This is a genomic window from Nonomuraea thailandensis (assembly GCF_024172165.1).
In the GTDB taxonomy this organism is placed as follows: domain Bacteria; phylum Actinomycetota; class Actinomycetes; order Streptosporangiales; family Streptosporangiaceae; genus Nonomuraea; species Nonomuraea thailandensis.
Window position 1 is genome coordinate 4,983,183 of the sequence record NZ_JAMZEB010000002.1, and the last position, 23,778, is coordinate 5,006,960.

Here is a 23,778-nt window from a genome sequence, read left to right on the forward strand (position 1 = left end):
GTGCGACCTGGGGCAACTGCGACTGATTCCCCCGGCGGGCGGGCGCTCGTGAGGCTGGGAAGGCGTACGAGCGCCGGCTGCTGGAGATCCGGCGCTCTCCTTGCCCGCCCGGCCGGTCCCGCTGCGACAAGCGCCCGCACCAGGCCCTGCCCCTGCTGAAACGGGCGATCCGGGTCCTGGCGCGCGACACCGATCTGTGGAGCGATCCGGTCTGGGTGGTCGACAGCACACCGGTCGTGTGCGGCCGCCCCCGTCGCACCGGCCAGCGTTCCGAGCCGGTCGGCTGGGCCGGCTACGGCCACTGCCACTCGCGCTGGTTCTGGGGGCTGCGCCTGTGTTTGATCTGTACGGTGCCCGTACCCCCACAGGCATCAGCATCCGCGTCGCCCAGCGCGTCCTGGCCCTGATCGCCGCCATCTCGCGCAACCGAGCCACCGGCCAGCCCATCACCCGATCACTGATCGCCTACGACCACTGATCCGACTTAGGACTGACTCGCGGGGGGACCACCGGACCCGGCTGGCCGTTGACCGATCATCTGAGGAGGGCCACATGAACCGCTTACCCGCCGCGTTCGCGCCAGTTGCTCCTGAACCTCGCCGTCGCTGTCGTGCTGGCGCTGGTGGCCGGCGGGCCCACCTGGCTCAGCGCCGGTCTCGGGCTCGCGTACGCCGTGGCGAAGCTGGTCGGCCTTCTGGCCGGCGCGCGGCTCCTCCAGCCGCGGGCGGACGCCCCCGCCGGTACGGTGCCCCGCGCATGCCGCTGGGCGCCCTGATCTTCATCGCCGTGACCGAGCTGGTGAGGCTGGCGCTCGTCACCTGGTCCGGGGTGGGGCCCGCGGAGGCGGCGTGGGCGGCACTGGTGGCGTCGCTCCCCTGGCTGCTGCTCGTCCTCGGCATCGTCCTCACCCCACCGGCCCCGCCGCCCTCGGACGCCACGACGAGGCCGCGGCGATGCTGGAGCACTGCCGCGACCTGTTCACCAGGACCGGCGACACCTACGGCCAGGCACTGACCGCCTACACCCTCGGAGACCTGCGATTGGCCCAGAACCGGGTCGAGGAGGCACGCGAGCACTTCATGCGCTGCCACCGGCTGAGCAGCGACGTCGGTCTGGGCGCCCGCGCGCTCCAGCGGGCGCAGGAGTGCTTCGCCGACCGCTAGTGCTTCCGGCATCATTTTGTGATCTTCGGTGTGCAGCGGGCTCTACAACGCCAAGGAGCCCATGACGAGTCGCTCAAGGAGCACGATGCCGTGGCGTAACCGTTCGCCTTGAGGCCCCTCCCAGCGGCGGACCAGCGTTCCCCGCGCATTCGCGACTGCAGATTTCTTGCAGCAGTTCTGCATGCCCCGCCTGCGATCTTGGATACGGAGGCGCGCATTCGATTCCGGACGCGCATCACCGATGATCGTCCAGGCAAACCAGCGACTCAGGGCACTCTTCCGAGGTGTGTAAGGCATGAATCTCAAGAAACTCTCGTCCGTTCTGCTCGGCTCCGCCACCGTGGCGGCCATGGTGCTGACCCCGGCCACGGCGGCCTCCGCACAGGTGGCGGCGGTCGAGCGTGACAGCGTCCCCTGCTCCAGCCCCAAGGGCAAGTGGGCCAACTTCTCCTGGGGCGAGGGCATCACGACGGCGACCATCTACTTCAACAACCACTGCAGCCACAGGCTCAGCGTCAAGATCGCGTTCACGCGGAAGGGTTCGGTCGGCGACAAGTCCGTGAAGTACCGCTGCATGACGGTCAACGCCAAGACCAAGGGCAAGAAGAAGTTCTACGCCGCCGTCTACAAGCCGGACGACGTGTTCAGGGTCTCGCGCTGCAGCTGACCCGGCATGGTCGCGTCCGGGACGCGGGATGAACGGATCACGAGCGTAGGTCCCGCGTCGAACTGCCAGGTCCGCACCACGCGAGGGCCTGCGCTCGTGGCTCCAGGGGGCCCGGCTGTGGGTGTGATCGACCTCGTGCCCGGTTCGCCGGCGATCTCCCGTATCGATGTCACGATGACGGACGCCGCGGACTCTAGGGGGCAGGTGGCGAATTCAGGACGACGATCCGGCGACGCGGGTGTTCACCGACCACCGCGAACCGCCGTTCTGACCGTCGAGAGAGAGCGGAGAACAAGGCTCAAGCGCCGGGCAACAATCGCCTTCACCGATCGAGGCATGCGGCGGCGGCAGCTACCACGTCGTCGACTCTCACAGCCCGAACAACGACGTAACCGGCACGACAGCCACCGTCTGCCTGCTCTACAACGGCACTTCCCACTGCGTGGTCAGCTGGAGAACCGGCAGCGGCGCGGGCGTCCTCTCCTCCATGAACGCCTTCCCGCCAGAGGCAGAGCGACGGGAAGAGCGTCAGTGACCCGCGGCGCGGTCCGCGGACGGCCCGCAGCGCCCGCGTCGGACCGTCCCACGACCGCGTGCCGTCAGGAACCCGTCGGCATGGACGTCCGAGGTCACCGGACACCCAGGCCCACCCTGCATGAGCGGACCTTCTCGGCATGCCCGCGAGATACCGAGACTCCCTAGCTTGTCGCAGGTATATGCGATTAAGAGATCCGCGACCATGGCGTGCATCGCCGTGATCCTCGGCCCGATCGCCCCCGCCGCCCAGGCGCTCCCCGGCGGCAAGGCGAATTACGTCGTGTCGTTCGGCCTGCTGAGACAAGGCACCTCCGGAGACGACTGGGTGCGGCTCGGGACCTATCAACTCGGTACCGACGGCCGGGTGCGAAGCCGAACCTGGTGGTGGGATCAGCGACAGCCCGCCGCCCGGGTGGGCACCGGCACCGTGCCCGCCGGCACCCGTTCCGGCACCGACGACACGGTACGCAGGTGCGAGATCCAGACCGTCGCCGGGTTCACCTCGGCCGCCCCCGAACTGCGCAGCGGGCGTTACCACCTCTACACCGCCGACGACGAACGGCAGATCGTCAACATCGACTGGGATCTGGACGCGTGGCTGTCTGAGGAGTGGTCCGTTCACCTCGCACCCGGCGGCACCTACAGCCGGCTGAGCTTCAAGTATGCGAAGAAGTTCACTCACGGCTACGGCTACGGCAGCAACGCGGCCTTCACCGAGCGCCGGGCCATGAGCACGGTCCTGCAGGCGCAGTCCGGCGCGACGATGACCTTCTACCGGGCGGCTCATGACGAGGTCAAGTTCGTGAAGAAGACCTGGGGCCTGGACCCCTGGCGGCTGTGCACTGTCTCCGCCTCGTGCCTCACGGTGAAGATCCAGACCCTCACGAGCTGCAACTGCACGGGCTCGGACAACAAGGCGCTGAACAACTACATCCAGAAGATCAGCAGTTCCGACCGCCGGGACACGTTCTGGCACTGGTGCGACTGTTTCAGCGAGAAGGCCCCGTGCCCGCGCGGCAACAGTCACGTCCATCCGCTGCTGCAGATCATCGACGGCAACGGTGGATGGCGGGGCTGGGTGGGTGTCGAGGCCGCGTTCTACCCATCCAACGACATGGCCGACCCTCGTTCACACGACATGCTCTCCGTCCTCCGGGTCGCCGACTGGATCTGACCGTTCCCGGCCGCAGCCCTTGTGGCTGCGGCACGCGGATGTCTCGTTCAGGTTCCCCAGCGCAATCCGGGCTGGCCGACCCGTTGCCGGAGATCTTCCACCGCCTCGTCCGGTGTGGACCCGCCGCCGACCCGCCCCGCGTGATCAGCGAAGAACTGACTGCGCTGTTCGGGCGTCCAGGAGGCGTGGGGGGTGGCTGTTTCGTCGGGATCCATGAGCACGGCGATCCACTCGCCGGAAACTGACCCGTCCGAATGGCGGGCCCCGAGAACCGTCACCCATGGCCGGGGACCCGTGTCGCTCTTCTCGAACTCCTCGATGACGTAGCGCGCACCCAAATGAGCGCGGAGGCGACCGATAATCTCGTCCCGCCGATCGTGCATCCAGGCCGGAGTCGCCTGCGGCCAGTATGCGGCGGATGGCACGAAGACGGTGTGAGGCTTGACGCCCCAGGCGCAGTCGAAGGTGAAGCTGGCACCCTGTTCCCGGTAGACGACCCGCTCTTTCCATTCTTCAGTGATCGCAAATTCCACCGAAACAGGGTACCAGCACGGTCTTCTGTCGACTATCGCTCGAAGATCACTTCCTCCGTCCGCGTAGTCGCGTCGACGATGGTTATTTTGATTATTTTGGTGACGTTGGGATTGGCCTTGAGCGCGGGGAACTCCGTCGTCTCCCAGACGTTGCCCGGGCGCAGACTTGTTCCGTGAACCACCCTGACCACGCCGGAGGCATTTCGCGCGTAATTCAGGGAGATCTGGGTCCACGCATCATTGACCTGGTCCTGGATGGCGTCCCATGGCATCTCCCAGGGGTCCCACTCTAGCTCTTTCGGAATTTGCGCCTGTGGAATCCCGCGGCTGTCCATGAGCATTTCGAGCGAGGTGCCACCCTTCGCCTTCGCAATTTCAGCGACAAGATCGGGTCCGGCATACACATACTTGTCAGGTGCTATCTGCGTGCGGCCGGACCAGAAGAAGGCGGTGTCCCTGACCGTGGGGTATTCGCTGGCAAGCATCGCCCGGACGTGCGCGAGGACCAGCTTTTGCTCGGTTTGGAGCAGGCCTCTACGGATCTCCGATATCGCGCTCGTGCCCGTCTTGGAAGCTGCGAAGGCCCTCTTGAGTGCCCGGAACCCACTGCTGAGCAGTTTTCCGATCCCATATCCGGCCAGCGATTCAAGACCGATCGTGCCGAGGTTGAGCAGCGTCTTGGCCAGCGATTGGTCGCCCTGGACGAAACGATATATTTCGACACCTACCGTGGCGATGGTAAGTGCTGCTCCGCAGACCAGTGTGACCTGACAGCCGACAATGGCCGGCATCCACCCCACTTCGAACATCGTGAGCGCGTACCTGAGCGCCTCGAAGGTAAGGTTGTATTCCTGTATCGCTTCGAAGCCGGGAGCCGATGTGGAGGCAATGCAGTTCTCGTAGGACTGGCTGTCCTGCGGATAGATGTCACAGAAGGCGGAGTTGAGGTATACCCGTGTGGCCAGCTCCTCCGGATCCCCGAGGATGTTGTAGATGCAGTCGCGATAGAACTGGCCCTCTGCTAAGCCGTATGCATCCTCCAGCCGAGCATAGTCATCCCGGTTGTACTCGAAGTCGCATTTGGCGATTTCTACGCCGGCGGCGTGCTCATAATCCTTGGAAACCGCATCGGCCGCCCTGGCGGCAGCGTCGGCACTCTGACCGGCGTTGATGGCCGAATTGTAGGCAAGGCGTGCTGCTCGGGTGGCGCTGTTGGCGGCGTCGACGGCCATCGCGTGGGAGGCGATCGCCCAGGTGGCCGACCGGAGGGCGCTGTGGGCGGAGGTTCTGGCCTTCGTGGCCGCCCCGACGGCGGTCTTGACCGCAGCCGCGGCCTTCTCCACCGAGGCAGCGGCTCGGTCGGCGTGCACCCTGGCCTGCTGAGCGTAGCCGGCGGCCCGCTGCGCCGAGTCGATCGCCTGCTGAGCGTAGGATGCGGCCAACGCGGCGTCGTCGCGGGCGCGGGCGGCTACGGCCTGCGCTTCCAGAGCGCTCTCCACGGCCGACTCGGCGGCCTGGCTGATCTTTGTCAGCAGGCCGGCGACCACAGCGAGGTGAACCGCGGTTTCGTGGTCCCGCTCGGCCGCGGTGAACCGGCCCGTGCTGAGGAACTGCCGCAGACCCGGAGCGGGTCCCTCCAAGGCTATCTGCGCTGCCGCCTTCACCTCCGGCCCGCTGTCCGGGCTGGCCAGGATCTGGTTGACCCGCACCCGCTCACCGATGACCGCCGCGGTGTACTGGCCGGTGTCGAGGAAGTCTCGCAACGCCTGCGGCGTGTCGGCCTCAAGGGCTTGCTCGGCTCGCTGCGCCAGCACGACATCGCCGGCCGTCTTGGCCGCGGCCAGGATCTGGTTGACCTTCAGCCGGTCCGCCGTGTACCGGCCGGGATAGCTCTGCGTACGCAGGAAGGTCGCAACCGTCTGGTCGCTGCCGGCCAGGGCGTTCATGGCCGCCGTCTCCAGGGCGGCGTTGTCGGTCACCGACAGCTTGGTCACCGCGATGCGGTTGTCCTGCGCCTCAGCGCGGGCGAGGCCGGCGCGCACGAACTCCAGCACGAGATCGTCGGCGCCACCCAGTGCGCCCAGCGCCGCCTGCTTGGTCCAGGCGCTCTGGCCGCCGGCCAGATTGAGCGCGACCTTGCGAGCGGCCGCGACCGCGGCCGCGCGCTCGGTGGCCGGGTCGAGGACCACCGCGATGAGCCTGTTGGTCTCGGCGTCGCGTTTGGCGGCCTGGTCGACATCCCAGTCGGCGGCCCGCTGCTGCCTCTCATACGCGACGTTGGCTGTCCGGGCGGTCTCCAACCCCTCGTCCCGGGCCACCGCCAGGCGTTCGGCGTCGGCGACACGCGCCGCATCGTAGACCGCGACTGCCTGGGTTGCGGTGTCCAGCGCCTGCTGCGCGGCCGTGGTGGCCAGGTTGGCGTATTCGGTGGCCCGTTCCGCCGCCTTGGCGGCGTCGCCCGCGTGCTCGGCGGCTTCGAGGGCCGCGACGGCCGCGGCCCGGGCGTTGGCTGCCGCCTTGATGGCGGCGTCTCGCGCCTTGATCGCGGCATCGATGGCTGTCTGGAGGTACTTCTGTGCCGCCCGTGCCGCCCGCGCGGCCCGCTCGGCGTTGGCCCGTGCCCTTGCCGCCGCGGCGACCGCCTCCTGGGCGTCCGCGCCGGCCGCGTTGGCGTACCGTACAGCCTCGTCATTGGCAGCCGCTGCCGCCAGAGCATTCTCAGCCGCAGCCGTAGCCGCTGTGACCGCATGGGAGTTGGCCCTGACCGCCGTGAGCGCCAAGTTGACCAGCTCGGCGAACTCATCCGTCTCCCGGGCGATCCTTTGGGCTGCCTGCGCCGCTTGCCGTGCGTTCTCCGCAAAAGTGGCATCGACGGCCGCGGCTGCGGCATGCTGATAAGCCTCGGAAGCCTTCTGGTTGGCCTTCGACGCCATCTGCGCGGCGCGTGCCGCCGCGGTGGCTGCGGCACGCGCCGCCCGGTTCGCCGCAGCCGCAGCCTGAACGGCCACCTGCGCCGCCTCAGCCGCCTGCTCCGCCGCCCTGGCCGCCCGCTTGGCCTGCGCCTTCGCCTCAGCCATGTTGTCGCGTGCCTCCGCGGTCGCGGCAGCGGCCTCCGCCGCCGACCGGCGCGCCGCGGCTGCGGAGTCCCTGGCGCGATCGGCCTCGCTCGTGGCGTTGGCGGTCTCCTGCTCCGCCAGCGCCTTGGCCTCCTTCGCCTGGCCCAGCAGGTCTTCTAGAGTCGCGGTCTCCTCGTCCCGCGCCGAGGCCACGGCCCAGCCGTAGGAGAGGAATGCCTCCAGCGCCTCCGGCGCACCTGCGTCCAGTGCCTTCTGGCCCGCGGCGCGGACTTGCGGGCCACCTGTGGCTATGGCCTGGTTGATCCGCAGCCGCTGGTCGGTGTTCCACTGCGCCTGCCAGCCGGACTCCAGGAACCTCCGCATCTCCTCGGCGGTCCCGGAGTCCAGTACGGCCTGCGCCGCCTGCTTGACCTGATCGCCGCCGGAGGCCATCAGCTGGTTCACCGACACCCGGGTGTCGATGTCCGACGGGCCCTGCCAACCGCTCTTCAGGAACGTGGGGATCGCGTTCTGGTCACCTGCGACGTCCGCGTCCAGGGCGGCCTGAGCCTTCGCGCGCAGGGCGGGACCACCGTTACTGATGACCCGCGCAAGATTCTCCCGCTGATCGAGACGCTGGGCCTGGGCCCATCCGCCATCCAGAAACGCGCTGACCTGAGCGTCCGAACCCAGCAACGCGGCCTCGGCAGCTAATCGGACCTGCGGACCACCCTCCTGCCAGGCCGACACCACGAGGGGGCGATCAGCGGGAACCGTCCCCTGGGCATACGCCGGCGGCGCGTGCAGCAGGCTGGCAAGCACAGCCAGGACCGTGCATGTCGCGATCACCGCCTGCCACCGTATGGGTATCCGCGCACACACATTCAGCTGCACCGCAGCCTCCATCACCGCTCGAAAGTTTCGCATACGGGAAGCGCTGACGAGGCGAATCCGGTTCACCCTCCATTCAGCACAGCGGAGTGTCACACGCTGCTCGAATGCCGGCAATCCCAGACATGATCGGATATACCACCGGCATACCGGGCTTCTCTAGCCTCGTTCCATATCCGCAGAGGCGCGAGCAACGTGAACGGGTCGTGAACCCTTCAAGCGTTAGCAGGCCTATCGGAACTTCCGCACAGGCAACATCGGAGGTTTGTGGTCATGAAGTTATCCCCACGCTGGGTGACGCTGGGCGTCACCACAGCGATGGCAGCGTCCTTATCGGTAGCTGCCTGGCCGGCGGCGGCCGGCGCGTCTGCGATCTCGCTCCCGTCACTGGTAGACAACGGCGTCTATCCCTACCCTGGTGCGGCGGAGATCCTGGAGGCGCAAAACGTCAGGCTGATCTCCGGCGACGGCCACATCCTGTTGGCCGACTGCGCCACGCCGGTGCAGGGTGACATCGGCCTGCTAAAGATCCGAACCACCGACGAGGCCATCGGCGCCGACGGAATCGGCCGTGTCTGCTTCCGAGTAGCCGCCAACTCCGGCGTACTGAACCTCGAAGTTCCCGGCGTGTACGAGATCCGCGGGGACGGCCTACGCGAGGGCACCGGCCACCAAGTGACCGCCAAACTACGCAACGACGACGGCGAAAGCCTCACCGTCAACGTAGACCCTGACGGGTACACCCAAGTCGGCGAGGGCACCGACCCGACCGCCTCCCCCACCATGCTGCTGCAGCTGCGCGCCGGCACCGGCCCCGCGCCCGGCACCGGAGCACAGGCGGCAGTCGGCAAACTCGCCGGCGACGGCCGCGAGTGCACCGCGACGCTGGTCGCGCCGAGCTGGGTGCTGGGCGCCGCGAGCTGCCTGGCCCCCGACCCGAACCAGCCCCAGCTCGCCGAAGGCGCGCCGGCCGGCGCGACCCATGTCGCGTTCCCCGGAAAGGCCGGCATCAAGGTCGACTGGCTGAGCCCGCGCCCCGGCCGCGACGTGGTCCTGGCCCGGCTGGCCGCCCCGGTCGAAGGGATCACCCCGATCCCGCTGGCCACCACCGCCCCCACCGGTGTCGAACTGTCCACGGTCGGCTACAGCCGCGCCGGGGTGACCGCCACCGATTGGACCAACGACCAGCAGCGCACCGCGCAGGTCACTTTCACGGCCGCGACCGCCACGACGCTGACCACCGCGACCGGCCCGCTCGTGTGCAGCGGGATGGCCGGTGCACCCGTACTCAACGGCGGCAAGCTCGCCGCCGTGCTCAGCCAGGCGGGCCAGGCCGGATGCCCCGACCCCGCCGGGAGCGACAGCTCCCTCACCGCCGCCCGCGCTGACGATCTGACGACCTGGGTCAACGCCATCACCACCGCCGCGGCGGACCACACCTGGACCCTGGCCGACCTGCCCGCCACGGCTACGTCGGGCACCGCGGTCGGCACCGTCGCCGACAGCGCCTTCACCGGAACAGGCCTCCCGCTGACCGCCACCGCCGGCGCGACCTGGAAGACCGGCGACACCTACAGCCCGGCCATCGCGTTCGACCGCACCACCGGAACGCTCGCGGCCGGCGGCCTCGCCGTCGTCACCGACGCCGACTTCAGCCTCAGCGCCTGGGCCAAACCCACCATCCAGGGCACTTACTCGCCCCCCTCCACCGCCGGTGGCACCGTACTTTCCCAGGACGGCGTCAACACCGCCGGCTTCAAGCTCTGGATCCAGAACGGGGCCTGGCACTTCGCCATGAGCCAGTCGGACGTGGCCAGTCCCGTCTGGGACACCGCCGTCGCGCCCGCGGGCAGCGCTGCGCTGGGTGTCTGGTCACAGGTCACCGTGACCTACAAAGCCGCCTCCGGCCTGGTGATCCTCTGGGTCAACGGCCAGAACGTCGCCAGTGTCCGGCACACAACGAAGTGGAAGGCCACCGGCGCGCTGCGCGTAGGCGCGCACAAGACCGGCGCCGCGAGCCTCGGCGGCTACTTCAGCGGTGTGCTGTCCACGGTCCAGACCTGGAACAGGGTCTCGCTGACGCCCGCCAAGAACAACCACGACTTCGACGGAGACGGCCGCAACGATCTCATTCTCACCGACAGCGCCGGTGACCTGTGGATGTATCCGAACCAGAGCAGTTCGGGAGAGAACACGGTCAGCGTCAGCAACCGGGTCAAGATCGGCAGCGGTTGGGGCATGGGATGGGTCGTCGTTGACTGGGACGGGGACGGCCTGGCCGACCTCCTCAGGTCTGGCTCCGACGGCGTTCTGTGGATGTATCCCAACAAGGGCGGATATCTGACCAGCAGTAGCAGAGATGATGTCGGCTCCGGCTGGGAGAAATACACCTTCACCGCGGGCAACGCCAACAGCAACCCGCGCGCCGACCTGTTCGCCATCCACAACGCCAACGGCACGCTGTTCCACTACCCGGACGGGGCAGCGGGTGCCACCAGGATCCAGATCGGCAGCAGCGGCTGGACCGGCTACCGCACCTTCCCCTTCGATTTCAACGGCGACAACCGCACCGACATCATGGCCATCGACCGCAACGGTGACCTCTGGTTCTATCCCAACACGAGCCAGAGCGGCATCACCCTCGGCGCCCGCACCCACGCTGGCAGCGGCTGGACCAACTACAAGGTCGCGGCCATGGATCTGAGCGGTGATGGCAAGACCGACCTGGTCGCCGTCAGCGGGAACCGCGATCTGTGGGTCTATCCCGGACTGGGTAACGGTCGCTTCGGCACCCGGTACCAGCCGCGCTCCGGTGGGGTCATCGTCCCTGAATGGGTCGTCACCGCCGTCGGCTGACATGTGGCGGGTTGGACGCAGGTGTTCAGCCCACTGGTCGTGATCATCGCACCGGCCATGCTGTCTTCCTGCCGCACGGGACAGCATGGCCGGCCGCTGCGTCGCCCAAGACAAGGCCAGGTCAAAGGGGGCGACCTCGAAGAACAGAACCGGCCAGGGCCGAAGCGGGCACAGAAGAGGACAAACGGCGATGCCTTCGGCGCCGCTGGAAACTGCGGCTGAAGTCCGCCCTGCTCGGTCGTTCCCGGGGCGGGCAACGAGCAAGATCCATCGAAGCCGTCAAGAATCAAGGTGGCGATTCGTCTGCGTGGGCTCTCGCGAAGGTGAGGACATCATCGGCGGTGTTGAAGCGCCGAGCGCTTGGTGTCACCCAGTAGCCATGCTGGTCGAGCAGGGGCTGGACGTCGTCGATGGCGTTGCGGATGGTGCCGCGGCTGATGCCGAACAGGTCGGCCAGGGATTGTTGATCGCATTGTTGGCGTCCAGCCAGCACGGTGGCCAGGATCCGATCAGCGTCGGTGATCTTCTGTGTGAAGACGCCGCGCCGGCTTCCGGGGCGTGGGGCGCCGCCGCGTCGACGGTGACGGCGTTGTTCGATGACGGCCTGGTAGGGGACGGCGAGCCGTTGGAGGAGGTCGTGGAAGGCTTCGCGGGGCATTCCGGTCAGCTCTGAATGAGACAGGGCCTGCGATAGATGCGTCTGCTCGGTGACCTCTCCCTGTTCCAGCCATTGACGCAGGTCCTGGACGCGAGAGAAGTAGTGCGTGGACTGCGGAACAGCGATCTTATGTTCGTCCAAGAGGGGGCGGGTTTCCCTCACTGCCTCTCCGATAGTGACCGGGTTGGTGCCCAGCAGGTCGGCCAGGGCCTTCTGTGGACAAACCCCTCGCAGATAGACGAGGGTGACCAGGACGCGGTCGGCGTCACTGAGCAGGGGGCGGTGGTGGGTGCCGAGGGCTGGGCTCGGATCGGTGCCGTCGTTCGAGGCGGTGGCCATGTGTTGACCGTCCGGACCAGATAAGGCGGTCCACACCGCCGCCGCATGGCCGCGCAACACGACCGGTTCGCCTTTCGTCGTGAGATCCCAGACCTTGAGAGTGTGGTCCATCCGGCCGGTGCTGGCGACCTCGCGGCCGTCCGGGCTGAAGGCGACGCCGACGCCGTCTCCCTTGTGACCGCGCAGGATCATCGGCCCCGACCTCGGTCGCGTCCCGGATGCGGGCGGTGCCGTCCTCCCCCGCGCTCATCAGTCCGGACGCGCTCGAAGCCGCTCTCCGCTGACCCCTTGGAGGGGGTCTTCAATCCTCTACCGTCGCGAATCACATGCGAAGATCAGCCGAGCGTGAACGTCCTGGCGCGGGTACGGCGCCGGCTGGGAGGGTGGACCTCATGATGGAGGACTTGCGGGACGCCGAGCGCCGGCTCCAGGCCGCGCAGCTCGCTGGAGATGTCGAGGCGCTGGATCGGCTGCTGGATGATCGGCTGATCTTTACCTTCGGTGCGAACGTTGCGACCAAGGCGGACGACCTGGAGCTGCACCGCACTCGGGCGCAGGTGGTGACGAGAGTGGCCGAGGAGGAGCTGACCGTGCTCGCCGATGGGCGCACCGGGGTGACGTGGTTTCTCGGCACCGTCGAAGGGACCGTCTCCGGTGCGCCGTTCGCGGCCAGGATGCGCTACACCCGTACTTGGATATACGGCGAGACGCACGGCTGGCGAATCATCGCCGTGCACGCCAGCACGACCGATTGACATAGCCGACACGTTGTCCGACGACGACCAGCCAGCCGGATGGTCGCCGGACCGCCCCCGGGGGCAGGCCGACGCTGGAAGCCAGGCTGTCCCGGCAAGATCAAGGACTGGATCTTGGTATCCCAGCTCCGGCCCATGCACAAAAGGATCAAAGCCTAGAGGGATCACTCAGCGACGTTCAGTGCGCTGAACCCACGAGGCAAACAGGCCTGAAGATGCCGAACCCGTGAAGTTCTTCGAGCAGGAGGGCCGCTTCCCGCGGCACGTGGGTGAGCTGCCCAAGGCCGCGGTGGATTACGTGGCTGGCCAGGTGAAGGTCGAGCCGGCGTTGCTGGCGGCGCACGACTGGTCGGGCCGATCGATCGAGCGGCATCGGGCTCAGGTGCGGGACGTGCTGGGGTTCCGGGAATCGACTCGGGCGGATGAGGACGTGCTGGCCGAGTGGCTGGCGGACGAGATCTGCCCGATGGTGTTCACGGACGAAGGGCTGCGGACGGCGCTGCTGGCCCGCTGTCGGACGTTGAAGATCGAAGGTGGCGCTCGCGCCGGCCCGGCAGTTCAGAGCGGATGCCCCGCCCTGCCGGGCCATCTTCACCATGGTCGAGATGAAGCGCCTCGGCCGCGGCACGGCCGAGCTGACCGCGCACGACCTGGTGCTGAAGATGCTCAGCGGGACCGCTGCCCGGCCTGCTCGATCCGAGCGGCCAGGCCGGCTGCTGTTCGCCTTCTTCGGAATCGAGTCACCGATGACGACTGACGACCTGCGATCAGCTACCTGGCGGCTGAGGACATGTTCGGGAGCGGAGGGCCTTGGAGGGAGGCACCGAGATCGGCCCCGGGGAGCGGCACCCGGATCGGCCCCGGCATTGGCATCGGCCTGGAATCAGGACACCGCCAGGCCCTGCCGCCAGCTCGGATGCGCCGGCCGCCAGCCCAGCTCACGCTTGGCCTTCGCGTTCGACGCGCCCCGAAGCTCGGTCATCAGCACGACCCCGGCCTCCCCGGCGGCCAGTCGCCCGACGAATCGCGGCACCCGCATCGGCTTCCTGGCGCCCAGCATCCGGGCCACCTCCGGCAGCCAGTCGGCAACCGCGGCGGGATCGTCGTCGACGATGTTGTAGACCCCGCGGGTGCCTCCCTCGACCGCCGCGACCGTCGCCTCCGCCGCGTCAGCGACGTGAACGAACGACCACACCCCACCGCCCTTACCAACGACCGGGAACTTACCCCTGCGAATCATCTCGATCTGCTCCGAACCCGGCGCCATCGAAGTGCCCGGTCCGTAGAACGCCCCGTACCGAAGCACGATCCCCTCGGTCCAGCCGGCACCCAGCACGGCCTTCTCCAGATGCCCGACAGCAGCGACCATCGAGGCCATCTGGCTGACCGGCGACGGATCCAGCGGATCCGCCTCGCTCTTCACCGGCCCACCCGTCCGGGCATAGGTGAACGCCCCGTTGCTCTGCGCCACGAACCGCCGAACTCCTACCGCGCGCCCAGCCGCGAGTAGATTGTCGGTGCCCTCCATCCGCAGCCGGTTGGTGGCGGCGAAACTGCGATCGAAATTGCGCGTGTCGATGTGATCGATGGCAGTCAGCTGATGAACGATCACCTCCGGATTCGCCTGCCGCACGGCCGCCTCGACCTGACGGCGATCGAGCGCATCAGCGATGACCGGCACCGCACCCAGCTTCGACAGCATGGCCTTGTTCGAGGCGTTCCGCGTCATGGCGAAGACCTCGTGCCCCGCACGAACCAGCCGCGGCACCAGCTGCTTGCCCATCGCTCCGGTCGCCCCTGCCACTAGCACTCTCATGGTCAGCTCCTGATTCAGACGCTCTTCCCCTCGCGACGAGCCGGCGGGCGCCGACTGTCGCAATTTCCTTAGTCAGAACGCTACGGATGCCACCTCTCCGGAGGTATCGGACGTCTGCCTTAAGCACTGAAGCCAGGACGCGGGGCTTGAGCAACAATCGAACGGCCGGTCACGTCAAGGAGCCCGGCGGACGCCTCTATCGTGACTGGCCGTTCTGATGCGGGTGGTCATGGGATGGCTGGTAGAGCCCCCAGTCAGTCGATGAGGTCACGGTGCGGCGGAAGTAGCGGCAGCGGTTCCAGCTCCGCGAGGGTCCTGCGTCAGTCGGCGGTCTCGTCTGCGTCCATGTCGGCCCAGTTCTGGGCGGCGGACTTGCCGGCGTACTCGGCGGTCTCGGCGCCACGGTGGCCGCCGGAGGTGGTCAGGGGGTGACGAAGCGGAAGGACGTGTAGATGAAGGTGACGGTGCTGCCGGGGGCAGTGGGTTGCCGAGCAGGGCGCAGGTGAGGTCGGTGTAGAAGATGGCGGTGGCGTCAATCTGGTTGCTGGGCGCTGGTGGCCAGGGTGGAGGGCAGGTGGCAGGAGCCGATCTGCGCGGCCGCGCTGATGAGGACGGCAGTGGCCGCCAGCGTGGTGGCGGCTGTGCGAGCGGTGCGCTACATGGAAGCTTCCTGTCAGCGGGGGGCGAAGGGGGGGTCACGGCCACCGACGTGGTGGAGGAATCGATCTCCGTGATGCCGTTTGCGCAGGCCGAGCGGTCAGCGTCTGCGGCAGTGGCGCGGGGTGGGTGTACGCCTTCATAGGCGTCCAGCTGGTGGTTCACGCACACCGCGCGGGACCTGGTCCCGGCGTGCACGGCACGCCCTGCACACGCGCGCAAATACAGGAGACGGCCTGGTCACGTCTCAGACGCTCTGCTAAACGGCGGGGATTGTCCTTCGGCGGCCCGGCTTCCCCGCTGTCCGCTCTCACTGCCGGTCTCACGCTTCGCCACGAGCGCGTACGAGAGGGCGACCCCGAGACACAGGGACAGGGAGATGCCGAGCAGGAGGTTGTCCAGCGTGACACCCAGTCCCATGCCGATCGCGATGCCGGCCCACATTCCGGCGGTCCTGTGGGGCGAGTTCTTGCTGTTCGTCATGGTTCGATCTTCGGGCAGGAGCGCGTACCGGCGTAGACGCCGCAGTCACGGGTCCGGCATGACAGCTGTCACCATCAAGGCCCCCCACCACCAGTGCCGGATCTGCCATGAGGGCCCGGAGCTACGACGACGCCATGCTGTCCGTGCCTCTGCACCTACGCGAGCAGAACCTCAGCCTCCGCGACATCGCCGCCCGCCTCGTCATCACCAAAGGCAAGAAGAAGGGCCGGCACCCGTCCCCGGCCAGGCTGGGGTCAGGCGGCCCATCGCCACCCCAGCGCACGGCATTGGCGACGAGCACGTCGATCCCGCCCCAGCGCTCAACGACTCTCGCGACGGCGCGGTCCATGGTGGGCAGGTCTTCGAGGCCGAGCCGAACGATGTGCGCCTGCCCGCCGACGGCCTCGACGTCAGCGGCCACTTTCTCGGCGCTGTCGGGGTGGTTTTGGATTCCGGCGGACTGCTACTGGCGCGAGACAGTCGCGCTGCGAGTTGCCTGGTGAACAGCACCTTGTCCACGGTGGCTCCAGCGCGCGAGCATACGGTGGTGAGAACCGAGGTTGCGATCTTCACCGCAGAGGGGCCTCTTCCTGACTGGAACGGCAGCGAGGAGGAGATCAGCAGGCGTAGCCGGCAGCTGGAGGCGATCCCGCGGCCTGTCACGGCGCAGGAAGCGCAGGCGCTGGCGGCCTGCTTCGGCCCCGATGACTGCTACGGCGTGGCCTGGACCCTGGTCCACCTCATCGAGACGAGCCCCGGACCACTGCCTGCCATCTCCAGGCCCGGCCCGGATGCCGGCCACTGGCACCACACCCTCTGGGCGCGGTGGGGCCACAGCGACGATCAGTCCCGCTGACGCACCCGTTCGACGGTGTACCGCCCCGTACGGAAGGTGACCAGCCAGCCCAACACCCACCCGGCGGCCTCCTCCATGGTGGCCGGCTCGGCAGCCACCGAATCGATACCACACGGCTGGCCGCTCTCGCCAGGGCGGCCAGCGCTGGTGCGGATCCGGTCGGGGCGCTCGGCGTCGATCCACCACACCAGCTCGTAGTCCTGGCGATGGTGGTGAGCGTACTGCAGCGCCAGCTCGCTCTTGCCGACGCCACCCTGCCCGAGCATCGCCTGACTGATCACACCGGTGCCCATCGTGTGGCGTAGGGCGTTCAGGGCCGCATCCCGGCCGACGAAGGCCGGCGCGGCAGGCCCGACAGCCCGACCGGCACCCGCACGGTGCCGACTGGAGGCAGCGGCCGTCGCGGACTCTGCTGGTTGATCTCGTTGCTGGTCTGGTCGCCAGCTGATACACCCGCTCCGGTCCGAAGGCGGTGCTCTCCATCCACACATTGCGCGCCATCGCCGGTCGAGATGATGCCGGAGTTGCCGCCGCCGAGGGCGACCGCCCTGTACTGCGTGGTGCGAGGTGCTGCTAGATCTGGCCAGCGCCGTGCATGTCGCGTCCGAGTTGCTCATGGAGCTACGGGTGAGCGGCGGCGACGTGGAGCTGGTCCTGGCGCCGGGCATGGTGGTGGACGCCAACGAGCTGTCGGTGCGGCAGAGCACGCTGGTGATCAGCGGGACATCGGCAAGACGCCGGAGACGTTGCGCACCCGCTTGACAAGCCAGATGAGGCACGGACGGCTCGACGTCCGCCGGCAGACGCCACAGCCGTGACGCGGCAGGACGCCGAGCCATGTGCCTACCTGCCGGCCCGTCCTGGGCGAGTCATCAGCCAGCGGTCGATCTCACTGGGCCAGTCGGTACGCAGCGCCTCCTCATGGCTCATGCGAAAGCGTCCGATATGAGTCGGGCGGCCTGGAGGCTGGTCCGCCTGCAACTCCACCACCAGGTCGGACGAGCTCGGCACGAACGTCACGTCGACCTCGTGCACCACTCCGGCGTGATGGCCTGGGCAGTAGAACGCGATCTTCTGGAGGAACGGCGGCGGTCCGTGAGGCGGGTCCTCTCCTCGGCTCGGCTGCAGGACTGCGGACTTGAAGGGGAAGCCGAGTCGCGCGAACGCCTGTAGGACCCGTGACTGTGAAGGCGCCGGCTTGACGGCGACCAGTTCGAGATCGCTCCTGCCCACGATGGTGGCGATCGCGACCTCAGTTCGTACGCCCAGAGCCATGCCGGGCAGATGCCGGCCGCCGATCTCACTGATGGGAGTCCGCCAGGGGATCGCGGCCTGAAAGGTGATCACCTTCTCCTCACCCGGCCGCAGGACGGCAGGGCCGGAGACCTGCGCCTGTGAGAGCTCCTCGTTCGTGCGGTGGCCGTCGGCTTCGTGCGCCGCGTAGGGCGAGGTGACCAGGCCGAGGCAGATCTGGTCGATCGCGACGCCGGCGTCACCGCCCTTCAGGCGCACCTCGCCACACAGGACACCACCGGGCTGGGTTCGCGGGGTGGCCAGGACAGTGGTGACGGACGGCGCGCTCGCCCCGTCTGCATCGGACAGCCGCATGAAGATCACAGCGATCTCCCGCCTCGCAGGAATCGAGCACTCGCCCGTCTGAACGGCCCGGCGACGGGCTGGGTTCCAATAGTCATGATGTCCTGTCCTCCCAGAGCGGCCCCCATCCGGGGGCCGGCTCGTACTCGCGCCACTGGGGGCGACTGCCATGGACTTCGAGCAGGCTCCCTGCCGACGACGGCCACCTCTTCAAGACCCCCACCTCCGACTCAGCCGACGTGCACGTGCGGGCGGCGTTCCGGATCGGGCTCGGCCTGGCGCAGCACCTCGCGGGTCGGCGGCGGCACGCCGCCGCCGCCGAGGACCAGATACCGCAGCATCGCCACGACCCGGGTTGCCCTCCGTCCAGGGGAAGTAGATGTGCGGCACCGAGCCGGTGCGGTCGCGCAGGTGCAGCAGGAGCGCTGCCAGGGTGTTCGGTACGGCGGAGCTCTCGATGGTGAGGATCCTGTGGCCGTACCGTTCCTCGCCCCTGACGTGCGGCTCGGTCTCGCACCCGGAGGCGTCCGGCACCGTCACCTCGACGGACAGGGCGGGCTCGGAGCTGCGCAGCCGATGGTTCCGCCAGGTCTCGCGCAGCTTGTCGGTGTACTCGGCCCGGTCGCGGGCGTGCGGCTCGTTGGCGATCACGTGCACGTCGCCGCACAGGTCGTTGACGAACCTCTCGGCCAGCGGGTCGAGGTAGCGTACGTCAGCACCGCCGTGATCGCGGCGAACCCGGCCGTCGCCCCGCGCCGGCGCTCGCGGTACGCCGACAGGGTCACCGCGACGGCCGCCGACAGCATCAGCACGAGCACGCCGGTGGCGTACGCGCCGCCCTGGGCCTCCACGTCGGCGTCGAAGATGATCGTGATGGCGAACGCGATCGCGGTGAACACCAGCACCAGCGGCCGTACCGCACCCGTCCACTCCGGCGCCATGCCGTAGCGCTGCCCGTGCGGGAAGTCCGGCACGAACGGGTTCTCCAGGATGTGCGTGGTCGCGTCCGCCGCCGACAGCGTCATCGTGATCACGAAGTCGGTGGCCGCGAAGCCGAGCAGCGTCGGCGCCACCAGGAACAGCGTGGCCAGTGGCGACAGCAGCCCGGCGGCCAGCGCTGCGATGCCGGGCTGGTAGCCGAGGGTGGAGAAGTAGTCCACACCGGTCAGGCACATCACCCGCCACCACGGGCGCTTGACGTGGGGGCCGTGCTCGATCTGCTCGCGGTCGGTCTGCAGGCCCTGCGACAGCCACGAACGCAGCGTCCCTTCCGCGGGGGCCGGCCGCTTCGCCAGCACCATGACGGTCACCCTTCACCAGGAACCCGTAAAGACGCATCGCACACTACCTAGGGCAAAAGGGCTGGTGACGGGGTCGAGGCGTCAAGAAAACGTATAAATCGGAGACTGGTCAGTACTGCCGCAGCGGGCCTGACGAACGCCGGACAGGCGGCCCACCCGCCGGAGGCCGCGCGTGCTCACGGCTGGTGCTCGGCGTTCCGATCGGACTGGTTCCGCTGCCACTGCTCCATGACGCGCCGGAAGGTCTCGTTCACGAGGAGCAGGAACTCGGCGGCGACGCCGAAGCGGGCGCCGGCCGGTGTCGTGGCGCCGAGGACCTCGGCCGCGCTCTGCGATGCGGCGGCCAGGGTGTCGTTCATGTGCATGGCCGCAAGGGTGGACCGGAGCCAGAGGTCGTCGTCGAGGACATAGCGTTCGCGGCGCCCGCCGGGAACCCGTTCCCGCTTGATGAGCCCCTGTTGTTCGAGGAAGCCCATGGTCTGCGAGATCGACGCGGGGCTGACGTGCAGCCGCTCGACCAGCTCGGCGGCGGTGAGAGTGCCGGAGTCGGTGACGTACAGGCAGGCCAGCACCCTGGCCGCCGTCCGCGACATCCCCTGCTGCTCGAGGAGCCCGGCGAAGGATTCCACGAGGTTCTGGACCGCTTGGGGGTCACGTCCGTAACTGCTGTCGCCGACCGGCGGAGCCGGGGGCTTCGCCTTCCTGTGCCGGCGGGCACGCCGTTCGGTGGCCTCCTGCGCCTGCTGCGCCGCGTAGTGGTCAGGGCCGCCGTTGCGAGTGACCTCCCGCATGATGGTGGAGGCGGGCCGCCCGAGACGCCGGCCGATCTCCGCGAACCCGAGGCCCTCGGCCAGGCTCGCGGCGATGTGCCGGCGGTCCTCGTTGGTGAGCCTGTCTCCGGGCATCGGTGCTCGTCTCCCGTCCGCCTGCGTCTGCGAAGCTCGGCACCCCGCCCCGACAGTATGCAATCACTCGCCATTCATTGCAACGCGGCGACCGGCCCTCGTTTGCAATCAGAGCCACAGTCATTGCAATACTCACCTCGCATGGCGCGATCTAGTGGGGATATAAGATCCTGAGCAAGTTGACCAGGTAATGATTGCAATGTACTGTCACATATGTTCAGCGATGCATGAACGTTCTCCAGGCCGGGGACGGGCACGTCCGGAAACTCTCCGGAGGAGACAGATGACCCGGCCGAGATACGTCGAGGTTGGACGACCTCGCCGGCCTGTTCGAACAAGCCGCGGTGGGCGGAACGCCGATCCGGTCACTCAAGACCACCTTTTGTGTAAGGAGCTTCATGATGGGACACGGCAACAGCGGCTTCTCCAAGGCCGGACTGATCCGGCTGCGCGAGGTGCTGACGCGGCACGTCGAATCCGGAAGGATTCCCGGGCTGGTCGCGCTGCTCAGCCGGGGCGAGGAGACGCACGTCGAGGCGATCGGGTCGATGCGCCATGACGGTGACGCGCCGATGCGCCGCGACACCATCTTCCGGATGGCCTCGACGACCAAGCCGGTCGCGGTGTCCGCAGCGATGGCCCTGCTGGACGAGTGCCGGCTGCGGCTGGACGACCCGGTGGACCGGTGGCTGCCCGAGCTGGCCGACCGTCAGGTGCTCAAGCGGCCCGACGGCCCGCTGGACGACACCGTGCCCGCGCGGCGGCCGATCCTCGTACGGGACCTGCTCACCAACACGCTGGGGCTCGGGCTGGACATGACGGCGCGGACCGCTCCGATGCTGACCGCGTTCTTCGAGCGGGGCGTGTACGGGCAGGAGGACGGCTGGCTACTGCCCGGCGTGGACCCGGACGAGTGGATGCGCCGCCTGAGCACGCTCCCCCTGATGTACCAGCCCGGAGAGCGGTGGCTGTACAACCTCGGCGACGACCTGCTCGGCGTGCTGGTGGCCAGGGTCACCGGCCAGACGTTCGAGGAGTTCCTGCGCGAGCGCATCTTCGATCCTCTCGGGATGACCGACACCGGTTTCCACGTGCCCGCCCACAAGATCGACCGGCTACCTCCGCTCTACGCCCCCGACGGGCAGACCGGCGAGTTCACCGTCGAGGACCAGGCCGAAGGCGGACACCACAGCACTCCCCCGGCGTTCCAGTCCGGCGGCGGCGGACTCGACTCGACCGTCGACGACTACCACGCCTACTTCCGGATGCTGCTCGACGGCGGCGTGCACGACGGCGAACGCATCCTGTCCCGGCCCGCCGTCGAGCTGATGACCACCAACCGTCTCACCCCCGAGCAGACCACCGCCCTGCGGACCTGGGCCCGCAGCGTCGTCCATCTCTCCCACGGCCAGGGACAGCAGGGCGGCTGGGGCTTCGGCATGGCGGTGCGCACCCACCGCGGCGACTACGCCCCCATCGGCCAGTTCGGCTGGGACGGCGGAGCCGGCACCACCGTCTACGCCGACCCGCACAACCGGCTCATCGGCATCCTGCTCACCCAGACCGGCATGTCCACCCCCGACTCGGCACGGGCCATCAACGACTTCTGGACCGCCCTCTACCAGGCCATCGACGACTGAGAGCGAGCTTGATGAGCGCAACCGAGGCCGGCCGTGCGTTCGTGGACGAGTCTGCCGGCCCGGCCCCTCGCGCAACCATCAGCCGTGCTCTCCACCCGATCAGGATCTGGGGTGGTCGATTGAGGCGCTGCCGGACTCGCCTGACTGCTCCGGTTCGATCTCATCCTGCTGACGCGGTATGGATGTCCGGGACGCGCAGCGGCGGTCTGCGCGCACCAGCTCGCGGAGCCGGCGGCGGGCGCGGACCGCGCGTAGCGCGGCCGAGCGGCTCTGCGGCGAGCACGCGCAGGCCGTCCACGACATCGCCGACGCCGTGCCTGGACAGCGGGAGCCAACCAGAGTCGGGTATGTCCGCGGCATGTCCCGAGATGACGGCTTCCCTGGCCCGGACTACGCCGTCACCTCTTCCAGGACTTGGGGGTCAGAGAGATTGGGAACGGAATCCGGCGTTAACGGGGTTCCCCGCTGGTCAGCGAGCCGAGCGTTTCCCTGCCTCCGAACGCGGCCGGCGCCGGATTCCGTTCGGTTTCACAGCGCGACGTTGATCCACCTACTGTCACGGCAGGCAGTACTTAGTGCGAGTCGTATTGCTCCGACGACACTGTGTCTGTCGTGTCATACGTTGCGTGCATGCCTGTCGACTTCCTGAGCGGCTCAGAAGCGGCGAAGTACGGCCGTTACCACGGCCCGCCCATCCGGGCCGAGATGGAGAAGAGATCCGCTTCCTCGACAACGAGGACCTGGTCCTGATCAAGGAGCATCGCGGCCGGCACATCCGGTGCGGTTTCGCTTCAGCTCGTGACCGTTCGTTACCTGGGGTGCTTCCTGGCCGGCCCGCTGGAGGCGCCGGACGAGGTCCTGGACGTCGTCGCCGCGCGGCTGGGTGTCGACGATCCGTCCTGCGTGAAGCGGTTACACCGAGTGGGACAAGACGCGGCTGGAACATACCTGGGAGATCGCCAGGGCGTTCGGGCTGAAGGACCTTGCCTCGCGTCCCGGTCCGGCCGCTAGGAGTCCTGGGTGAGGTCGGCGCGGTGGTCGGCGGCCCACTGGGTGAGGGTGCGGCCGGGCTTGCCGAGGACGCGTTCGACGTCGGGCAGGACCGGGGGCGGCTCCTCGGCGTACTCGGCCTGGTAGCCGAGCAGGTATTCGGCGATGTCGTAGGGCATCCCGGCGGTGATGTAGGAGGAGCGCGCCTGGCCGTAGGTGAGCGCTTCGAAGCGCAGGCTTCTGCCGAGTCCCTCGCCGATGGCGGCGGCCTGCTCGCGGTGGCTGAGCGCCTGCGGGCCGCTCAGCGAGTAGGCCTTCCCGGCGTGCCCGTCCTGGACGAGGGCGGCGGCGACGACCTCGGCGATGTCGGCTTCATGGATGGGTACGCCGAGCGCGTCGGGGAAGGCGCTGCGCACCACGCCTTCGGTGCGGATGGAATCACCCCACATGTCCAGCTTGTTGATGGCGAACTCGCCCGGCCGGATGTGGGTCCATTCCAGGCCGGAGGCTTCGATGGCCTGTTCGGCCTGGTGCAGCATCTCGTAGCTGCCCGGCCGCCGGATGGTGACGGCCACACTGGTGAGGGTGACGATGCGGGTGAGCCCCGATTTGACGGCCTGTCCGGCGAAGGCGCCGGCCTGTTCGGCGGCGCGGCCGGGATCGGGGTCGAGCAGGCCGGCCAGGTAGTAGGCGCGGTCCACGCCGTCGAGCGCGGCGGGCGCGCCACTGATGTCGCCGGCCACCAGTTCCACGCCGTCGGGCAGGGCGGCGGTGGCCGGGTCCCTCGTCAGGGCGCGTACGTGCTGTCCGGCGCGCAGCAGGCGGTCGACCACGATGCGCCCGATCGTGCCGGTCGCGCCGGTCACCAGGATGGTCATGGAGGTGCTCCGTTCGTGGATGGCGGA

The 23,778-nt window shown here is 68.4% G+C and carries 22 protein-coding genes and 1 pseudogene; 12 read left to right on the forward strand and 11 right to left on the reverse strand.

Annotated features, from left to right (window positions below):
• Window positions 1–98: 98 nt before the first annotated feature.
• The 5 genes and pseudogenes from HD597_RS67275 to HD597_RS26525 form a co-directional block, all read left to right on the forward strand.
• A pseudogene (locus tag HD597_RS67275) lies at window positions 99–478 on the forward strand (transposase family protein); the annotation flags it as partial.
• A gap of 105 nt (window positions 479–583) precedes the next feature.
• Window positions 584–775 (forward strand): hypothetical protein, encoded by a 192-nt coding sequence (locus HD597_RS26510; RefSeq protein ID WP_253745424.1) that lies wholly within the window; start codon window positions 584–586, stop codon window positions 773–775.
• A gap of 73 nt (window positions 776–848) precedes the next feature.
• Window positions 849–1,163, forward strand: a complete 315-nt coding sequence (locus HD597_RS26515; protein ID WP_253745425.1) for a tetratricopeptide repeat protein — start codon at window positions 849–851, stop codon at window positions 1,161–1,163.
• 295 nt (window positions 1,164–1,458) lie between these two features.
• A complete protein-coding gene (locus tag HD597_RS26520; RefSeq protein WP_253745426.1) occupies window positions 1,459–1,830 on the forward strand; it encodes a hypothetical protein in 372 nt (123 codons plus the stop codon).
• Window positions 1,831–2,569: 739 nt separating this feature from the next.
• Complete coding sequence (locus HD597_RS26525) at window positions 2,570–3,541, forward strand: hypothetical protein (RefSeq protein ID WP_253745427.1); 972 nt, start codon at window positions 2,570–2,572, stop codon at window positions 3,539–3,541.
• A gap of 47 nt (window positions 3,542–3,588) precedes the next feature.
• Here HD597_RS26525 and HD597_RS26530 read toward each other — a convergent pair whose 3' ends face one another.
• Window positions 3,589–4,074 carry a hypothetical protein gene (locus HD597_RS26530; RefSeq protein WP_253745428.1) on the reverse strand — a complete coding sequence of 162 codons (486 nt, stop codon included), beginning with the start codon at window positions 4,072–4,074 and terminating at the stop codon, window positions 3,589–3,591.
• Window positions 4,075–4,106: 32 nt separating this feature from the next.
• Window positions 4,107–8,024, reverse strand: a complete 3,918-nt coding sequence (locus HD597_RS64775; protein WP_308210702.1) for an ALF repeat-containing protein — start codon at window positions 8,022–8,024, stop codon at window positions 4,107–4,109.
• Between the two features lie 291 nt (window positions 8,025–8,315).
• Between HD597_RS64775 and HD597_RS26550 the strand changes: the two genes are divergently transcribed.
• On the forward strand, window positions 8,316–10,877 hold the full coding sequence (locus HD597_RS26550; protein ID WP_253745429.1) for an FG-GAP-like repeat-containing protein: 2,562 nt from the start codon (window positions 8,316–8,318) through the stop codon (window positions 10,875–10,877).
• 286 nt (window positions 10,878–11,163) lie between these two features.
• On the opposite strand, the gene HD597_RS26555 is transcribed toward HD597_RS26550, so the two are convergent.
• Complete coding sequence (locus tag HD597_RS26555; protein ID WP_253745430.1) at window positions 11,164–12,066, reverse strand: WD40 repeat domain-containing protein; 903 nt, start codon at window positions 12,064–12,066, stop codon at window positions 11,164–11,166.
• Between the two features lie 200 nt (window positions 12,067–12,266).
• Here HD597_RS26555 and HD597_RS26560 point away from each other — a divergent pair, with 200 nt between their 5' ends.
• Both HD597_RS26560 and HD597_RS26565 read left to right on the forward strand, forming a co-directional pair.
• Window positions 12,267–12,629 carry a nuclear transport factor 2 family protein gene (locus HD597_RS26560; RefSeq protein WP_253745431.1) on the forward strand — a complete coding sequence of 121 codons (363 nt, stop codon included), beginning with the start codon at window positions 12,267–12,269 and terminating at the stop codon, window positions 12,627–12,629.
• Window positions 12,630–12,855: 226 nt separating this feature from the next.
• On the forward strand, window positions 12,856–13,386 hold the full coding sequence (locus HD597_RS26565; protein WP_253745432.1) for a DUF4158 domain-containing protein: 531 nt from the start codon (window positions 12,856–12,858) through the stop codon (window positions 13,384–13,386).
• Window positions 13,387–13,512: 126 nt separating this feature from the next.
• On the opposite strand, the gene HD597_RS26570 is transcribed toward HD597_RS26565, so the two are convergent.
• The 3 genes from HD597_RS26570 to HD597_RS26580 all read right to left on the reverse strand — a co-directional run bounded on the left by HD597_RS26570 (window position 13,513) and on the right by HD597_RS26580 (window position 16,036).
• Window positions 13,513–14,445, reverse strand: a complete 933-nt coding sequence (locus HD597_RS26570) for an NAD-dependent epimerase/dehydratase family protein (protein ID WP_276083026.1) — start codon at window positions 14,443–14,445, stop codon at window positions 13,513–13,515.
• A gap of 897 nt (window positions 14,446–15,342) precedes the next feature.
• Window positions 15,343–15,585 (reverse strand): glycine zipper domain-containing protein, encoded by a 243-nt coding sequence (locus HD597_RS26575; RefSeq protein WP_253745434.1) that lies wholly within the window; start codon window positions 15,583–15,585, stop codon window positions 15,343–15,345.
• 121 nt (window positions 15,586–15,706) lie between these two features.
• A complete protein-coding gene (locus HD597_RS26580) occupies window positions 15,707–16,036 on the reverse strand; it encodes an SDR family NAD(P)-dependent oxidoreductase (protein ID WP_308210974.1) in 330 nt (109 codons plus the stop codon).
• Window positions 16,037–16,132: 96 nt separating this feature from the next.
• Between HD597_RS26580 and HD597_RS26585 the strand changes: the two genes are divergently transcribed.
• Window positions 16,133–16,441: a hypothetical protein gene (locus HD597_RS26585; protein ID WP_253745436.1), complete on the forward strand. Its 309-nt coding sequence runs from the start codon at window positions 16,133–16,135 to the stop codon at window positions 16,439–16,441.
• Here the strand turns inward: HD597_RS26585 and HD597_RS26590 are convergent.
• A complete protein-coding gene (locus tag HD597_RS26590) occupies window positions 16,429–16,722 on the reverse strand; it encodes a hypothetical protein (RefSeq protein WP_253745437.1) in 294 nt (97 codons plus the stop codon). The two genes, HD597_RS26585 and HD597_RS26590, sit on opposite strands and share 13 nt — an antisense overlap.
• Window positions 16,723–17,008: 286 nt before the next feature.
• Here HD597_RS26590 and HD597_RS26595 point away from each other — a divergent pair, with 286 nt between their 5' ends.
• A complete protein-coding gene (locus tag HD597_RS26595) occupies window positions 17,009–17,203 on the forward strand; it encodes a hypothetical protein (protein WP_253745439.1) in 195 nt (64 codons plus the stop codon).
• Between the two features lie 81 nt (window positions 17,204–17,284).
• Here the strand turns inward: HD597_RS26595 and HD597_RS26600 are convergent, their stop codons facing one another.
• The 3 genes from HD597_RS26600 to HD597_RS26610 form a co-directional block, all read right to left on the reverse strand.
• On the reverse strand, window positions 17,285–18,049 hold the full coding sequence (locus HD597_RS26600) for a sporulation protein (RefSeq protein WP_253759481.1): 765 nt from the start codon (window positions 18,047–18,049) through the stop codon (window positions 17,285–17,287).
• Window positions 18,050–18,684: 635 nt separating this feature from the next.
• Entirely contained in the window at window positions 18,685–19,338 is a 654-nt protein-coding gene (locus HD597_RS26605; protein WP_253745440.1) for a hypothetical protein, read from the reverse strand.
• A 176-nt stretch (window positions 19,339–19,514) separates the two neighbouring features.
• Window positions 19,515–20,243 carry a GbsR/MarR family transcriptional regulator gene (locus HD597_RS26610; protein WP_253745441.1) on the reverse strand — a complete coding sequence of 243 codons (729 nt, stop codon included), beginning with the start codon at window positions 20,241–20,243 and terminating at the stop codon, window positions 19,515–19,517.
• 398 nt (window positions 20,244–20,641) lie between these two features.
• Here HD597_RS26610 and HD597_RS26615 point away from each other — a divergent pair, with 398 nt between their 5' ends.
• Both HD597_RS26615 and HD597_RS66925 read left to right on the forward strand, forming a co-directional pair.
• Complete coding sequence (locus HD597_RS26615; RefSeq protein WP_253745443.1) at window positions 20,642–21,883, forward strand: serine hydrolase domain-containing protein; 1,242 nt, start codon at window positions 20,642–20,644, stop codon at window positions 21,881–21,883.
• 798 nt (window positions 21,884–22,681) lie between these two features.
• Window positions 22,682–22,894 (forward strand): DUF4158 domain-containing protein, encoded by a 213-nt coding sequence (locus HD597_RS66925; protein ID WP_372513401.1) that lies wholly within the window; start codon window positions 22,682–22,684, stop codon window positions 22,892–22,894.
• On the opposite strand, the gene HD597_RS26620 is transcribed toward HD597_RS66925, so the two are convergent.
• Window positions 22,891–23,751 carry an SDR family oxidoreductase gene (locus tag HD597_RS26620; RefSeq protein ID WP_253745444.1) on the reverse strand — a complete coding sequence of 287 codons (861 nt, stop codon included), beginning with the start codon at window positions 23,749–23,751 and terminating at the stop codon, window positions 22,891–22,893. The two genes, HD597_RS66925 and HD597_RS26620, sit on opposite strands and share 4 nt — an antisense overlap.
• Window positions 23,752–23,778: the final 27 nt, after the last annotated feature.

Bases quoted from the DNA above. Each gene is read 5' to 3' on its own strand.
- HD597_RS26520 (WP_253745426.1), top strand. From the start codon at position 1,459: ATGAATCTCAAGAAACTCTCGTCCGTTCTGCTCGGCTCCGCCACCGTG.
- HD597_RS26525 (WP_253745427.1), top strand. From the start codon at position 2,570: ATGGCGTGCATCGCCGTGATCCTCGGCCCGATCGCCCCCGCCGCCCAG.
- HD597_RS26555 (WP_253745430.1), bottom strand. From the start codon at position 12,066: ATGATCCTGCGCGGTCACAAGGGAGACGGCGTCGGCGTCGCCTTCAGC.
- HD597_RS26560 (WP_253745431.1), top strand. From the start codon at position 12,267: ATGATGGAGGACTTGCGGGACGCCGAGCGCCGGCTCCAGGCCGCGCAG.
- HD597_RS26570 (WP_276083026.1), bottom strand. From the start codon at position 14,445: ATGAGAGTGCTAGTGGCAGGGGCGACCGGAGCGATGGGCAAGCAGCTG.
- HD597_RS26575 (WP_253745434.1), bottom strand. From the start codon at position 15,585: ATGACGAACAGCAAGAACTCGCCCCACAGGACCGCCGGAATGTGGGCC.
- HD597_RS26600 (WP_253759481.1), bottom strand. From the start codon at position 18,049: ATGCGGCTGTCCGATGCAGACGGGGCGAGCGCGCCGTCCGTCACCACT.
- HD597_RS26605 (WP_253745440.1), bottom strand. From the start codon at position 19,338: ATGGTGCTGGCGAAGCGGCCGGCCCCCGCGGAAGGGACGCTGCGTTCG.
- HD597_RS26610 (WP_253745441.1), bottom strand. From the start codon at position 20,243: ATGCCCGGAGACAGGCTCACCAACGAGGACCGCCGGCACATCGCCGCG.
- HD597_RS26615 (WP_253745443.1), top strand. From the start codon at position 20,642: ATGATGGGACACGGCAACAGCGGCTTCTCCAAGGCCGGACTGATCCGG.
- HD597_RS26620 (WP_253745444.1), bottom strand. From the start codon at position 23,751: ATGACCATCCTGGTGACCGGCGCGACCGGCACGATCGGGCGCATCGTG.